Annotated in this window: 12 protein-coding genes; 5 read left to right on the top strand and 7 right to left on the bottom strand. The window is 68.3% G+C overall.

The window, feature by feature from the left end:
• The first annotated feature begins 123 nt into the window (after positions 1 to 123).
• The 3 genes from QNO08_RS12565 (at position 124) to QNO08_RS12555 (ending at position 2,225) form a co-directional block, all read left to right on the top strand.
• Positions 124 to 813, top strand: coding sequence for an MBL fold metallo-hydrolase (locus QNO08_RS12565; protein WP_229965175.1), 690 nt, complete (start codon positions 124 to 126; stop codon positions 811 to 813).
• On the top strand, positions 810 to 1,682 hold the full coding sequence (locus tag QNO08_RS12560) for a sulfurtransferase (protein ID WP_229965176.1): 873 nt from the start codon (positions 810 to 812) through the stop codon (positions 1,680 to 1,682). Before QNO08_RS12565 ends, QNO08_RS12560 begins: the two co-directional genes overlap by 4 nt.
• Positions 1,683 to 1,796: 114 nt before the next feature.
• Positions 1,797 to 2,225 carry an HIT family protein gene (locus tag QNO08_RS12555; RefSeq protein WP_229965177.1) on the top strand — a complete coding sequence of 143 codons (429 nt, stop codon included), beginning with the start codon at positions 1,797 to 1,799 and terminating at the stop codon, positions 2,223 to 2,225.
• A gap of 21 nt (positions 2,226 to 2,246) precedes the next feature.
• On the opposite strand, the gene hrpA is transcribed toward QNO08_RS12555, so the two are convergent.
• Positions 2,247 to 6,170: an ATP-dependent RNA helicase HrpA gene (gene hrpA / locus QNO08_RS12550; RefSeq protein WP_229965178.1), complete on the bottom strand. Its 3,924-nt coding sequence runs from the start codon at positions 6,168 to 6,170 to the stop codon at positions 2,247 to 2,249.
• 13 nt (positions 6,171 to 6,183) lie between these two features.
• On the bottom strand, positions 6,184 to 7,182 hold the full coding sequence (locus tag QNO08_RS12545; protein WP_229965179.1) for a helix-turn-helix transcriptional regulator: 999 nt from the start codon (positions 7,180 to 7,182) through the stop codon (positions 6,184 to 6,186).
• Positions 7,183 to 7,457: 275 nt separating this feature from the next.
• On the opposite strand from QNO08_RS12545, the gene fabG reads away from it, so the two are divergent.
• Positions 7,458 to 8,231, top strand: coding sequence for a 3-oxoacyl-ACP reductase FabG (fabG, locus tag QNO08_RS12540; protein ID WP_229965180.1), 774 nt, complete (start codon positions 7,458 to 7,460; stop codon positions 8,229 to 8,231).
• A gap of 2 nt (positions 8,232 to 8,233) precedes the next feature.
• Entirely contained in the window at positions 8,234 to 8,686 is a 453-nt protein-coding gene (locus QNO08_RS12535; protein WP_229965181.1) for a MaoC family dehydratase, read from the top strand.
• Positions 8,687 to 8,816: 130 nt separating this feature from the next.
• On the opposite strand, the gene QNO08_RS12530 is transcribed toward QNO08_RS12535, so the two are convergent.
• From QNO08_RS12530 to QNO08_RS12510, 5 genes are read right to left on the bottom strand one after another with little or no spacing between them, the layout of a single operon-like run.
• A complete protein-coding gene (locus QNO08_RS12530) occupies positions 8,817 to 10,091 on the bottom strand; it encodes an ABC transporter substrate-binding protein (RefSeq protein WP_229965182.1) in 1,275 nt (424 codons plus the stop codon).
• Entirely contained in the window at positions 10,088 to 11,293 is a 1,206-nt protein-coding gene (locus QNO08_RS12525; RefSeq protein WP_229965183.1) for a branched-chain amino acid ABC transporter permease, read from the bottom strand. Before QNO08_RS12525 ends, QNO08_RS12530 begins: the two co-directional genes overlap by 4 nt.
• The gene (locus QNO08_RS12520) at positions 11,290 to 12,168 is read right to left on the bottom strand and encodes a branched-chain amino acid ABC transporter permease (RefSeq protein ID WP_229965184.1); all 879 of its coding nucleotides are present in this window, start codon (positions 12,166 to 12,168) and stop codon (positions 11,290 to 11,292) included. The genes QNO08_RS12525 and QNO08_RS12520 overlap by 4 nt, the downstream gene beginning before the upstream one ends.
• On the bottom strand, positions 12,168 to 12,884 hold the full coding sequence (locus QNO08_RS12515; RefSeq protein WP_229965185.1) for an ABC transporter ATP-binding protein: 717 nt from the start codon (positions 12,882 to 12,884) through the stop codon (positions 12,168 to 12,170). Before QNO08_RS12515 ends, QNO08_RS12520 begins: the two co-directional genes overlap by 1 nt.
• Positions 12,881 to 13,675, bottom strand: a complete 795-nt coding sequence (locus tag QNO08_RS12510) for an ABC transporter ATP-binding protein (protein ID WP_229965186.1) — start codon at positions 13,673 to 13,675, stop codon at positions 12,881 to 12,883. The genes QNO08_RS12515 and QNO08_RS12510 overlap by 4 nt, the downstream gene beginning before the upstream one ends.
• Between the last annotated feature and the right edge of the window lie 114 nt (positions 13,676 to 13,789).

Here is a 13,789-nt window from a genome sequence, read left to right as displayed (position 1 = left end):
CGGGGCCGGCGCAACTTACAGATTATCGCACCGGACAGGGCAGGGCCCCGGGCCGCCCATCCGCTGCCCGGCTTGCCCGCCGCTACGGGTCCGGTCAAGAGAACCGAGGGGTACTCTGACCGTATGAAACTGACCAAGTACACCCACTCCTGCGTGCGCCTGGAGCGCGACGGCAATGTCCTGGTGCTGGACCCCGGCACTTTTTCGGAAGTGGAGGAGGCCCTCACCGGCGCGCATGCCGTCCTGATCACCCATGAACACGCCGATCATTTGGACCGGGACCGGGTCTTGGCGCAGCTCCGCGCGAACACGTCCCTGGTGCTGTACGCGCCGGCGGCGCTGGCCGCCGGACTGCGCGCGGCGGCGGCCGGAGACAGCAGCGGCAGCGGCAGCGACGCCGAGGGCCCGGCAGGCCGAATCCTCGACGTGGAGCCGAACAGCACCTTTTCCGTTGCCGGCTTCGAGGTGCAGTCCTTCGGCGGGCAGCATGCCCTGATCCATTCCCTGGTCCCGGTGGTAGCCAACGTGGGCTACCTGATTGACGGAACGCTCTACCATCCGGGGGACTCCTTCGTGGTGCCCAACGGACTCACCGTCCGGACCCTGCTGGTGCCCATCCACGCGCCGTGGTCCAAGGTCGGGGAAGTCATCGACTTTGTCATTGCCTGCGGCGCGGAACGGGCCTACCCCATCCACGACGCACTGCTCAACGAAAACGGACTGAACGTCGCCGAAGGGCACGTCACCCGGTTCGGGGAACTGTACGGGACCGTCTACCGGCACCTGTCCGCGGGCGAGTCGGTCGAGGTATGAGCGGGCCGCTCATTGATGTTCCGGGCCTGCAGGAACTGTTGGCATCAGGGCAATCAGTGGTCCTGCTGGATGTGCGGTGGGCGCTGGGCAGCACCGACGGAAACAAGCAGTACCAGCGCGGCCACATCCCCGGCGCCGTGTATGTGGACCTGGAAAAGGAACTGGCCGCACCGCCAGGAAAGGGCGCCGCGGGCCGGCATCCGCTGCCCGATCCGCAGGAATTCGCAGAGATTGCCCGGGGCTGGGGAATCTCGCAGGGCGACACCGTGGTGGCTTACGACGCCGTCGGCGGCACCTCGGCCGCCCGGGCCTGGTGGCTGTTGCGGCACGCCGGGCTGGACTCCGTGTACCTGCTCGACGGGGGAGTCGTGGCCTGGCACCGTGCCGGTTTGGCCCTGGAAGGCGGGACAGTGGTGCCGAAGCCCGGTGATGCGGAGCTGACCTGGGGGAAGATGCCGGTCCTGGAAATGTGGGACGTCCCCGCGCTGATAAGCGGCGGAAAGCTGCTCGACGCGCGGGCCCGGGAACGCTACCGCGGCGACCGCGAGCCCGTGGACCCGCTTGCCGGGCACATTCCCGGGGCGGTCAGCGCGCCGTCGGCGGGGAACCTGACTGCCGAGGGAACGTTCCGCTCACCCGAAGAGCTGCGGGCATCCTTTGAGGCTCTGGGGGTGCGCCCGGATGCCCCGGTGGGCGTGTACTGCGGCTCCGGCGTTACGGCCGCCCATGAGGTGGCGGCGCTGGAACTTGCCGGCTACCGGGCAGCGCTCTACCCCGGATCCTGGTCGCAGTGGTCCTCCACGAAGGGATCTCCGGTGGCCGTGGGGCAGAAACCGGGCGAATGGCCCGGAACCGGGCAAAGGCGATAGCGTCTAATCATGATGAGAGGCCGTCCCGTACCCCCGCCGCTGCACCTGGTGGTGCCTGATGCTGTGCCGTCCGGCAGCGCACCAGCCTCCGCCACCCCTTCCGAAGGAGCAACCATGCCCACCCTCTTCACCAAGATCATCAACGGCGAAATTCCCGGCCGGTTCGTCTGGAAGGACGATGACGTGGTGGCGTTCCTGAGCATCGGTCCGCTCAGCGACGGACACACCCTGGTGGTTCCGCGGCAGGAGATCGACAAATGGACCGACGCCCCGCCGGAGCTGCTGCAAAAACTGACGTCAGTGGCGCAGGCCATCGGCCGGGCCCAGATCGCGGCTTTCGGCTCCGAGCGGGCCGGCCTCAGCATCGCCGGGTTTGAGGTCGACCACCTGCACCTGCACGTCTGGCCCACCAACTCCCTGCAGGACTTCGACTTCAGCAAGGCGGAGTCCAACCCGGACCCCGAGCGGATGGCTGCCAGCGCGGACAAGCTCCGGGAAGCGCTGCGGGCGGCCGGACACGGCGACGTCGTACCGGCGCAGTAAGCGGGACCCGCCCCGGCCGGACTAGGCCGGGGCGAGTGCAGCGTTCAGCGCGGTCCGGATGCGCTTTTCCGACACGGACCGCACCGTGCCCAGCTCCTGCGCAAAGAAACTGATCCGCAGCTCCTCGATCATCCAGCGGACCTCGGTGAGCGCGGGCGGGGTGCCGGCTCCGGGCAGCAGCGCCGCCACGGCGTCGTCGTAGTCGTCTTCCAGTGCCTGCACCACCGCCATCTGCTGCGCGTCGCGCTGGACATTGGTGGGCAGCTTCTCCAGACGGCGCTCGATGCCGGCCAGATACCGCGGCAGGTGCGTCAGCTGGGCGTACCCGGTGCGGGCGACAAACCCGGGGTAGACCAGTGAATCCAGCTGGGCGCGGATGTCATTGAGGGCGCTGATCAGGGCCAGGGACTGCGTGCCCTTCAGCGCCTTGGTGATCCGGCGGGTGCTGGAGAGAATCTTCTCCACCGTGGCGGTTACCGTGAAGACCGTGTCGATCAGCTCGGCACGGACCTTCTCATACAGTTCATCGAATTCGGTGCGGGTCCAGGGGAGCGCCTCGGGAGTGAGCTTGTCCACCGCCGCCAGCGTGCAGTCCTCAATCAGGGCCGCCACTGAACCGTGCGGATTCTGGCTGAAAGTCAGCTTCTCGGTGTTGCTCAGGTGCTCCAGCACGTATTTGGCCGGGCTGGGAACGCGCAGCACCAGCAGCCGGATGACGCCGCCGCGCATGGCGACTGCCTGTTCCCCGGCATTTTGGAACATCCGCAGGCCGACGGTTTTCCCCTCATCGACCAGTGCCGGATAGCCGGTGACCATGTGCCCCGCCACGAGGCGCTGCACCTGCCTGTCCACGGTGCCGACGCTCCACTCGGTCAGCCCCGATTTCTCGGCCAGCGACGGCCCGGCTCCGGCGGTTTCCGGCTGCCGCTGCCCGGCGCTGCCGGCGGCTCCGGCCCCCTTGCCCTTTCCGGCCCGCTGGCCGGGTCCCTTGGACGTCACCGTTTTCGGGGTGGCGCCCAGCGACTCGGCAATGGCACGGCGGGTGGCAGGGGCCAGGGATTCCTGCAGGGCAGCGAGGTCCTTGCCTTCGTCGAGGACCTTTCCGGAACCGTCCACCACCGAGAAGCTCATCCGCAGGTGTTCGGGGACGGCTTCCCAGTTCCAGGAACCGGGCGGAATGATGTGCCCCTTGAGCCGGCGCAGGGCCAGTTCCAGGGACGGTTCCAGGGCGTCGGAGGCGGGGTCGAAGTTCTCGGCCAGCGCCGCGGCGGCTGCCCGGGCCACGTCCGGCGCCGGGATGAAGTTCTTGCGGACAGCCTTGGGCAGGGACTTGATCAGCGCGGTGATCAGTTCGGCGCGCAGACCGGGAATCTGCCACTTGAACGGCTCGGGATCCAGCTGGTTCAGGAACAGCACGGGCACCTCGACGCTCACGCCGTCGCCGGCTCCCGCGACGCCCGGGGAGAACTCGTAGGTCATCGGCAGCTGGAAATCGCCGTAGGTGAAGATCTTCGGGAAGTCGTTCTCATCCAGGCCGGCGGCGTCGTCGGTGCGCAGCGCCTCGGGATCGAAGTCCAGCAGCGCCGGGTTCTCGTGCCGCGCGCCCTTCCACCACTTGTCGAAGTGCCGTTCGGAGACCACTTCCTTGCCGACGCGCTCGTCGTAGAACTCGAACAGGGTCTCATCGTCCACCCGCAGGCCGCGGCGGCGGACCCGGTTCTCCAGTTCCTCCACCTCGGCCAGCAGCGCCTGGTTGCGGTGGAAGAACTTGTGGTGCGTGCGCCAGTCGCCCTCCACCAGGGCATGGCGGATGAACATCTCGCGGGACAGCTCCGGATCGACCCGGCCGTAGTTGATGCTGCGCTGCGGAATGACCGGCACGCCGTAGAGCGTGACCTTCTCGTAGGCCATCACCGAACCGCGGCTCTTGGACCAGTGCGGTTCGCTGTAGCTGCGCTTGATCAGGTGCGGGGCCACCTCCTCGACCCAGAGCGGATCGAACTTCGCCGCGACGCGGGCCCAGAGCCGGGAGGTCTCCACCAGCTCGGCGGCCATCACCCAGTCCGGGGTCTTCTTGAACAGGGCGGAGCCGGGGAAGACGGCGAACCGGGTGCCGCGGGCGCCGGCGTACTCCCGCTTGCGCTGGTCGTACAGGCCGATATGGCTGAGCAGGCCGGCGAGCAGGCTCATGTGGATCTCCTTGTCGTGCGCCACCGGGTCCACCGGATCCGGGCTGAGCGTGATGCCCAGCGGCTTGGCGATCTGGCGCAGCTGCGCAAACAGGTCCTGCCATTCCCGGATGCGGACGTAGTTCAGGAACTCGTTTTTGCACATCCGCCGGAACGCGGAGGAGGAGAGTTCCTTCTGCTTGTCCTGCAGGTAGCGCCAGAGGTTCAGGTAGCCGGTGAAGTCGGAGTTCTCATCCACGAACCGCTTGTGCAGTTCGGCGGCCTTCTGGGCCCGGGCGGCGTCGTCCTTGTTCGGCCGTTCGCGCGGATCCTGGATGGTCAGGGCGGCGGTGAGCACCATGACTTCCTTGGCGCAGCCGCGGGCGCCGGCCTCCACGATCATCCGGCCCATCCGGGGGTCCACCGGCAGCTGCGAGAGCTTGCGGCCCACCGGAGTGATGGCGCCGGAGGCTTCGAGTGCGCCGAGCTCTTTGAGCAGGGTGGCGCCGTCGTTGATGGCCTTGGAATCCGGCGGCTGCACAAACGGAAAATCAGCGACGTCCTTGGGGCCCTTGGCAACGCCCATGGCTGACATCTGCAGGATGACGGCCGCCAGGTTGGTGCGCAGGATTTCCGGATCGGTGAATTCCGGCCGGGCCTCGAAGTCCTCCTGCGAGTACAGCCGGATGGCGATGCCGTCGGAGACGCGCCCGCAGCGTCCCGAGCGCTGGTTGGCCGAGGCCTGGGAAATGCGCTCGATCGGCAGCCGCTGCACCTTGGTGCGGTGCGAGTAGCGGGAGATGCGGGCCGTGCCGGTGTCGATGACGTACTTGATCCCGGGCACGGTCAGCGACGTCTCGGCGACGTTGGTGGCCAGGATGATGCGCCGGTGCTTGCCGGGGTGGAAGACCTTGTGCTGGTCAGCCATCGACAGCCGGGCGAACAGGGGCAGGATTTCGGTGCCCTGCAGCCGGGGAACCCGCTGCACCGAGGAGCGCAGCGCGTCGGCGGCGTCGCGGATCTCGCGTTCGCCGGAGAAGAAGATCAGGATGTCGCCCGGAGCCTCGCGGGAGAGTTCCTCGACGGCGTCGCACACGGCGTCCACCGGGTCGCGGTCTTCCTCGAGCTCGTCGTCGGAGTCCTCGTCGTCGGAGCCGCCGTCCGCGGGCTGGTTCAGCGGCCGGTACCGGATCTCCACGGGAAAGGTCCGGCCGGACACCTCGATGATGGGCGCGGGCTTGCCGTCAGCGGCGAAGTGCTCGGCGAAGCGCCCGGGATCGATAGTGGCCGAGGTGATGATGACCTTCAGGTCCGGGCGTTCCGGCAGCAGCCGGCGCAGGTAGCCCAGGATGAAGTCGATGTTCAGGCTGCGCTCGTGGGCCTCATCAATGATGATGGTGCTGTACTTCTTCAGCTTGCGGTCGTGCTGGATCTCGGCCAGCAGGATGCCGTCGGTCATCAGCTTGACCTTGGTCTGCCGGCTGGTTTCGCCGGTGAACCGCACCTGGTAGCCCACCTCGGCGCCGAGCTCGACGTCGAGCTCCTCGGCGATGCGCTCGGCCACCGTCCGGGCAGCGAGCCGGCGCGGCTGGGTGTGTCCGATGAGACCCGTCTCTGCCAGCCCGAGTTCCAGGCACATTTTGGGGATCTGCGTGGTCTTGCCGGAACCGGTTTCGCCCGCGATGATCGTCACCTGGTTGGCGGCGATCGCAGCCATGATGTCTTCGCGGCGCTCCGAAACGGGCAGCTGGGCGGGATAGGAAATAGTCAGTGCCATGATTGATCCCAGTCTAGTGGCTGGAACCGGCAGCTTTCCCGGATTCCGCCGACGGCTGGACGGCGGCGGCCCGGAGGAGCAGGGAAGCGGCGGCACTGGCCTGTTCCCGCATTTCGGCAGGCGCCAGGATCTCGAAGTCGACGCCCAATCCGGCCAGATACATCAGGGGCAGGTCCAGCGAGTCCCAGCCGCCCCGCAGGATCGTCGATTCCGGACCGTCGGCTTCCAGCGTGGCGGCTTCGGGCGGGATCCGGTCCCGCAGATCGGCGAGCGGCGCCGCCAACCGCAGGACGACGTCGTACCGGGACGGAAAGCGGGTAATCGAATCCTGCACGTAGGCGGCCATGTCCCTAGCCGGCAGGGGCCGGGGGAAGAAGCGCTCGCGGACGGCCGGGATGCTCTGGCAGCGGTCCATGCGGAAGGTCCGCCAGTCCTGCCGTTCCAGGTCCCAGGCGGCCAGGTACCACCGCCGGCCGGTGCTGACCAGCTTGTACGGTTCCACCAGGCGCCGTCCCGGGGCGGCGCCGACGGCGGTGTAGCGGAAGGCGACCACCCGCTGTTCGGCGATGGCTCCGGAGAGGGCCGTGAGGGTTTGCGGATCAACACTCGCGGCGTTCCCGGCGAGGACGCTGACTGACTGGCGGAGCGCGGAAAACTTGGGCCGCAGGCGGCCCGGCAGCACCTGTTCCAGCTTGGCCAGGGCACGGACCGAAGCTTCGCCGATGCCGGCGACCGGGCCGGTGGCGACGGCGGCCAGTCCGAGGGCGACGGCGAGCGCTTCGTCGTCGTCGAGCAGCAGCGGCGGCAGCTGGGCTCCGGACCCGAGCTGATAGCCGCCGGCAATGCCCGGGGACGCCGAGATCGGATAGCCCAGGCTGCGCAGCTTGCTGATGTCGCGGCGGACCGTCCGTTCGGTGACCGTCATCCGTTCCGCCAGCGCGGCGCCGGTCCACTCCCGCCTCATTTGCAGCAGCGACAGCAGGTGCAGCAGGCGTGCTGAGGTTTCCAACATGGTCACCAAGTTACTCCCGCCCGAGGACAGAAGCTGTCCTGATCTGCAATTGTTCGGGGCTCGGCGGCCATATGCCTGCAGCGCCGTTCGGCGGATCGGCGGAAGGTACGAATTTCCACCGCGACGTCGGCGCCAGCCCCGCTGCGTACCGCCGGGCCTTCCGGGGTTCCGCGGCCGCAGGCTAGCCGGTCCGGTTGCGGATTTCATTGCGCCCGTACCGCCCGGTCGGTACGCTCGGCGGACGACAGAATCCAGCTTCAGCTCGAAGGAGAGCCATGACCGAGTTTCCGGCACCACCTGAACAGCGCACCGCCGTCGTCACGGGAGCGGGCCGCGGCATCGGCGCCGCCATCGCGTCCCGGCTCGCCGCCGACGGCCACCGCGTTGCCGTCCTTGACCTCCGCGAAGAGGACACCGCGGGCACGGTTGAGGCCATTAACAACTCCGGCGGCAAGGCGGTGGGGGTGGGAGCCGACGTTTCCGATGCCGCCGCCGTGGACTCCGCGGTGGCGCGCATCGCCGAGGAGCTGGGCGCACCCACCATCCTGGTCAACAACGCGGGGATCCTGCGGGACAACCTGCTGTTCAAAATGACCGACACGGACTGGGATGCGGTCATGAGCGTGCACCTGCGCGGGGCATTCCTGATGAGCCGTGCGGTGCAGGTCCACCAGGTGCGGGAAAAATGGGGCCGCATCGTCAACCTGTCCAGCACCTCGGCGCTGGGCAACCGCGGCCAGGCCAACTACGCCGCCGCCAAGGCGGGGCTGCAGGGGTTCACCAAGACCCTCGCCGTCGAACTGGGCCGCTACAACGTGACGGTCAACGCCATCGCCCCCGGGCTGATCGAAACCGCCATGACCCGGGCTACGGCGGACCGCGTCGGTGTTCCCTATGAGGAGTTCATCCGGCAGGCAGCCGCCGACATTCCCGTGGGGCGGGCGGGCCGGCCCGCCGACATCGCCGCGGCGGCGTCGTTCTTCATCCGGGAGGAAGCATCCTTTGTCTCCGGACAGGTGTTGTACGTCGCCGGCGGACCGAGGGGCTGACCATGGCACACTTTGCTTCTGTGGATGAGCTGGAAGCCGCGGTTGGATCGCGGGAGACCAGCGACTGGATCACCATCGACCAGGACCGCATCGACCGGTTCGCCGACGCAACCGATGACCATCAGTGGATCCACACCGATCCCGAGCGCGCCGCGGCGGGGCCCTTCGGGGCCACCATCGCGCACGGCTTCCTGATCCTCTCGCTGCTGCCGGCGCTCGCCTCCGGCCGGATGAGCGTGGACGGGACGGTCATGGGCATCAACTACGGGCTGGACCGCGTGCGCTTTCCCCATCCGGTGCGCGTGAACAGCCGGGTGCGGACGGTGTCCGAGCTGGCCAAGGTGGACATCACCCCTGCGGGTGTCCGAGTCATCTCCAACGTCACCGTGGAGCTGGAGGGGGCGGACAAGCCGGCAGCGGTTGCCGAGTCCATTTCCCTGTACGTCATGGCCTGACGCCGCCGGCGAAGGGGTTCGATCAGCCCGAAAGGGCCCTGCACATCAGTTGATGTGCAGGGCCCTTGGCGGTTGCCGAGCCTTGCGTCGGGGTCTAACTACTTCGGGATTCGGTTACTGAGGGATCCGGTCACTGCGGGATGCCGTTCGCCGGCATGGCGGGGCGCTCCTCGGTGTAGGGGCTGACCGAATCGCCGTCAACCGCGTACGGGGTGCCGGTGTAGGACTGCACGCCGCCGGAGACGAGCGTGATCATTCCGCCGGTGTAGCCGGCGTGGCTGTCCGCGCTGAAGCCCAGCGGCACGTGCCCGTTGCCCTTGACGTTGCCGGATTCGAGCGCCTCCAGCAGCGACTCCCGGGTGGGGTTCTCACCGGCTTCCTTCAAGGCCTCAACAAAGAGGTAGCCCACTGACATGCCGAAGATGGTGTTGCCGTCGAACTCCGCCCCGGGGTTGTATTCCTCGTTGATTTCGGAGAACTTCGCCGTCCACTCGTCCGTCTCGTCGGAGTAGGCCGGAAGATAGTTGGCGCTGATGAAGCCCTCCAGGAGCTTGTCGGTGTTTTCTCCGAGGTAGCTGGCCAGGGTGTTGTAGTCGCCGCCGGCGGAAGACGCTGCCCACTTCGGAAAGTAGCCCAGCTTGGCGGCGGTCCCGATGGCCTGGGCGCTGAATCCGTTGATCGAGGCCAGGAAGTTCACGTCGCAGCCGGCCGCCTGCAGGGCGCTGATCTGCGCGGCGACGTCGGTGTTTGCCGTGGAGTAGACCTGCGAGCTGGCCAGCCCGTCACTGCCCAGCGCCGACTCGAGCCCGGTCTTGAAATCGGCGCCGAAATCGTCGTCCTGCCCGAAGAGGCAGTACGTGCCGTCCGGAAACTCCTCCTGCACGTAGGTGGCCAGGACTTTGGCTTCGGTGTCGTAGTCCTGCATGAAGCCGTAGGTGTACGGATATTCCTCGGGCTGGTTCCACGTCGGGCTGCCCGAGGCGACAAAGAGGTCCGGAACCTCGTTGTCGTTCAGGAAATCCAGCACGGAGCTGTGCGGCGGTGTGCCCAGGCCGCCGACCAGGGCGAACACTTCGTCCTGGAGCACCAGCTCCCGCACCACGCTCTGCGTGTTCGCGGGGTTGTAGCCGTCGTCCTTGACGCTGTATTCGATGGTGCGGCCGTGCACGCCGCCGTTGGCGTTGACGTAGTCGAAGTAGGCCTTCGTTGCCGGCGAGATGGAGGCATAGCCGGCGGCGGCGGGGCCGGTGAGGGGCTGGTGGGTTCCCACCTTGACGGTGGTGTCGGTGATGCCGGGCACGTCTTCGGCCTCGGCGGATTCACCGCCCCCTGAGGACCCGCAGGAGCCCAGGGCGAGGGCCGCCGTGACGGCGGCGGCAAGGACTGTGTACTTGGTTCTGGTCATTGCTGGCCTTTCGTGGTGGATAGATTCACTGGCAGGGGAGGGGAACCCGATGCCGAACCGGCAGCGCCGGAGACATCGGAAGAGGCTTCACCGGAAGTTTCGGGAGCAGCTTCGCCGTCGGCGGGGTGCGGGAAGCCCGCCGACGCCGACGCCGCGGATGACGACGACGGCCGCCCGGCGGCGGGGGAGCGCCGGCCGCGAATCCTGCGGGCGGCTGCGGAGAGCAGCCCCTGAAGGCCGCGCGGGGCGAGCAGGATCACCAGCACCAGGACAGTCCCGAACACCGCGATGGCCAGGTTTCCGTCCAGCCGCTGGGCGACGTCGGCGGAGACCGGAAGGTCTGCGGTGAGGGAATTGATGGAGTAGGGCAGGAACACCAGGATCAGGGCGCCCCAGACGGCGCCGGTGAGCGAGCCGATCCCGCCGATGACAGCCGCCATCAGCAGGTACAGGGACAGGACCAGCGAATACGCTCCCGGGCTGGCACTTTGCGTGATGTAGGCGAGCAGGCCGCCGCCCAGTCCGGCGGCGGCGGCGCTGACGGTGAAGGACGCGATCTTGGTTCGGGCAACGTTGACGCCGGAGAGGGAAGCGGCTGCGTCGTTGTCGCGCACCGCCCGCAGCTGGCGCCCGAAGCGTCCGCGCAGCAGGTTGTTCAGGACAACCATGACGGCGACGGCGCAGATAATCGCCAGCCAGGACTGCCACTGCTCGTTGCTGACGATGCCGCGCAGCGAAGCCGGGCGCTTTTCCACCGTGATCCACAGTCCCTGATCTCCGCCGAGCACGCCGGAAAAGGTGCTGGTGACCGCCGGAATGGCCACGACCAGCGCCATGGTGAAGCCGGCCAGATAGGGACCGTGCAGCCGCCCGGCGGCGCAGCCGATGATCAGGCCCAGCACCGCGGCGCCCAGCACGGCGGCAACGAGCGGGGCCAGCAGCAGGAGCGGGCCTTCGATCCCGGCCTCGGCCAGGGCGTTGGCGGAGAGGGCATAGGCGTACGCGCCGGCGGCCATCAGCGCCGCCTGCCCCAGGGAGAGCTGGCCGCCGGTGCCGGTAAGTACGGTCAGGCCGGCCACCGCGCACAGATAGGCGCACACCGTGGCCAGCTGGTAGGACGTGTACGGTTCCACCACAAAGGTCAGCCCAATCAGCAGGCCGGCGGCTGCCGCGGCAATCAGCAGGGTGCGGAAAGGGTTCATACCGTGCGCTCCTTAGTCATCGAGAACAGTCCGGCAGGGCGCAGGAGCAGCACGGCCAGAAGAAGCACCAGCACGGCGATCGGGGCCAGGGTGGCGCCGAGATAGCCGCTGACCCAGCTGAGCACCACGCCGACGGCGAGGCCTCCGGCGACAGCACCTCCGGCGGAATCCAGCCCGCCCACCACGGCGACGGTGAAGGCATAGACAAAGACGGTGTCGACCGCGTGCGGGTTCAGCCCCAGTTCGGTGGGGATGATCAGCAGGGCCGCCAGTGCTCCGACCGCGGAGGACAACGCCCAGCCCAGGGTCAGCATGCGGGAGGACCGCACCCCGAGCAGCCGGGCCAGTTCCGGGGCGAAGGCGGCCGCGCGCAGCCGCAGCCCCAGGGAAGTCCTCGTGAAGAGCAGGGCCAGGCCCGCCATGATCGCCGCTATGCAGGCGAAGATGAACAGATCGTAGGGGGAGACGGCGCTGACGCCGCCCAGGGAGATCGGTGAGGTGCTGAACGGCGTGGCCATCGATTTGTAGCCGTTTCCGAAGATCATGCCCAGGACGGCCTGGATCACCAGCAGCAGCCCCAGTCCGGCGATCACCGAGTTCAACGGGGAGGTGTTCCCCACGAAGCGCATAACGGTCCGCTCGACCAGGGCGCCCAGGACCAGTCCCGCCACGACGGCGGATGCCAGACCCAGCCAATAGCTGCCGGTGGCGCTGGTGACGGTGAAGGCGACGTAGGTGGTGGCCACCGCCATGGCACCCTGCGCGAAGTTCACGATGCGGGCGGCGCGCCAGATGATGACGAGGGAGAGCGCGAAGGCAGCCAGCACGGCGCCGCGCGCCAGGCCGTCGACGGTGAGGAAGAGAAATCTGTCCATCAGAACCCCAGATAGGTGTGGCGAAGGTCGGTATCCGCGGCCAGGTCGGCAGCGGGGCGGGAGGCGACAACACTGCCCAGGTTGAGGACGACGCCGTCGTCGGCCACAGCGAGCGCGCTGCGGACGTTCTGCTCGATCAGGAGGACGGTCAGGCCGGTGTCCTCGCGCAAGCTGCGCAGCAGGCCCAGGATCTGGGCCGTGATCCGCGGCGCCAGGCCAAGGGACGGTTCATCGAGCAGCAGCAGGCGGGGTCCGGCCATGAGTGCCCGGCCGAGGGCGAGCATCTGGCGTTCGCCGCCGGACAGCTGGTGCCCGGCAGCCTTGCGGCGGCGGTCCAGCGGCTCGAAGAGTTCATACATCCGGGCACGCAGGGCGGAGGCGGCGGCCCGGTCGCGGCGCCACAGCCCGCCCAGGCGCAGGTTCTCGTCCACGCTGAGCTCGGTAATGACTCCGCGTCCCTCCGGCACCAGCGCGATGCCGCGCCGAACCATGTCCTCCACTTTGACGGCGGCGAGATCCGCGCCGTCGAAGTGAATGCTGCCGCCCGTGGGCCGCAGCTGGCCGACAACGGTGCGCAGCAGGGTGGTCTTGCCCGCGCCGTTGGCGCCGACGACGGCGGTGATGCTTCCCGCCGCCACCGTGAGGCTGACGCCGTGCAGCACGGGAATGGGGCCGTAGCCGGCGCTCACCGAGTCCAGGACCAGCAAATCGCTCATGCCGGATCCACCCCCAGATAAGCGTCGGTGACCGCCGGATTGGCGCCGATCTCCGCCGGTGTTCCCTCGGCGATCAGCTTGCCGAAATCCAGGACCGCAATGCGCTCGCAGACACTCATCACCAGGTCCACATGGTGTTCCACAAGCACCACTGAGCAGCCGGTCTGCGGAATCCTGCGGATGATCTCCGCCAGCTCCTCGATGTCCTCGTGGGCGAGCCCGCCGGCGGGTTCGTCCAGGAGCAGGAGCCGGGGCGCGCCCGCCAGCGCCCGTGCCAGCGCCACCTTCTTGCGGATTCCGTACGGCAGCGTGTCCGGGAGGGCGGTCGCCCGGTTTACGATGCCCAGGTCATCCAGCGCCCGGAGTCCGCGGTCCCGCAGCTGCGCCTCGCCGTGCCGGGACCGCGGCAGGAGCAGGGCATCCTGCAGGGCGTTGTGCCGCGCGGTGACTTCCAGGCCGAGCATCACGTTCTCCAGCACGGTGAGGCCGGGAAACAGCCCCAGCCCCTGCAGGGTTCGGGAGACCCCGTGGTGGACAAGACGGTGGTGCTTGGGGCGGAAGGCCTCGCCGTCGAGCTCCAGGGAACCTGCAGCGGGCGTGTTGAAACCGCAGACCACATTGAACAGCGTTGTTTTCCCGGCTCCGTTGGGGCCGATGATGCCGACCACGGTGCCGGCCGGAACCTCGAGGGACACCGCGTCCAGCGCCGTGAGGCCGCCGAAGCGCACGCTGACCTCGTTGAAGCGCAGGCGGGGCGGTAAAACCGACTGGTCGGTATGTAGCTCGTTCATGCGGACTCCATTGTCTCGGTGAAGAGGTGCGGTACTCGGCGACGCTTGGCGTGTGGGGCAGGACCCGGGGTCGGTATACGGTGGTCGGCGGACAGGGGACGGCAGGGGACGGTG

It is taken from the genome of Arthrobacter sp. zg-Y820 (assembly GCF_030142155.1).
Lineage (GTDB): Bacteria > Actinomycetota > Actinomycetes > Actinomycetales > Micrococcaceae > Arthrobacter_B.
The sequence above is the reverse complement of the archived record's forward strand: the minus strand, read 5'-3'. Positions and strand labels throughout refer to the sequence as shown.

What these genes read in the sequence shown, in the direction of transcription:
- QNO08_RS12565 (WP_229965175.1), top strand. Translation starts at nt 124, where the DNA reads ATGAAACTGACCAAGTACACCCACTCCTGCGTGCGCCTGGAGCGCGAC.
- QNO08_RS12560 (WP_229965176.1), top strand. Translation starts at nt 810, where the DNA reads ATGAGCGGGCCGCTCATTGATGTTCCGGGCCTGCAGGAACTGTTGGCA.
- QNO08_RS12555 (WP_229965177.1), top strand. Translation starts at nt 1,797, where the DNA reads ATGCCCACCCTCTTCACCAAGATCATCAACGGCGAAATTCCCGGCCGG.
- hrpA (WP_229965178.1), bottom strand. Translation starts at nt 6,170, where the DNA reads ATGGCACTGACTATTTCCTATCCCGCCCAGCTGCCCGTTTCGGAGCGC.
- QNO08_RS12545 (WP_229965179.1), bottom strand. Translation starts at nt 7,182, where the DNA reads ATGTTGGAAACCTCAGCACGCCTGCTGCACCTGCTGTCGCTGCTGCAA.
- fabG (WP_229965180.1), top strand. Translation starts at nt 7,458, where the DNA reads ATGACCGAGTTTCCGGCACCACCTGAACAGCGCACCGCCGTCGTCACG.
- QNO08_RS12535 (WP_229965181.1), top strand. Translation starts at nt 8,234, where the DNA reads ATGGCACACTTTGCTTCTGTGGATGAGCTGGAAGCCGCGGTTGGATCG.
- QNO08_RS12530 (WP_229965182.1), bottom strand. Translation starts at nt 10,091, where the DNA reads ATGACCAGAACCAAGTACACAGTCCTTGCCGCCGCCGTCACGGCGGCC.
- QNO08_RS12525 (WP_229965183.1), bottom strand. Translation starts at nt 11,293, where the DNA reads ATGAACCCTTTCCGCACCCTGCTGATTGCCGCGGCAGCCGCCGGCCTG.
- QNO08_RS12520 (WP_229965184.1), bottom strand. Translation starts at nt 12,168, where the DNA reads ATGGACAGATTTCTCTTCCTCACCGTCGACGGCCTGGCGCGCGGCGCC.
- QNO08_RS12515 (WP_229965185.1), bottom strand. Translation starts at nt 12,884, where the DNA reads ATGAGCGATTTGCTGGTCCTGGACTCGGTGAGCGCCGGCTACGGCCCC.
- QNO08_RS12510 (WP_229965186.1), bottom strand. Translation starts at nt 13,675, where the DNA reads ATGAACGAGCTACATACCGACCAGTCGGTTTTACCGCCCCGCCTGCGC.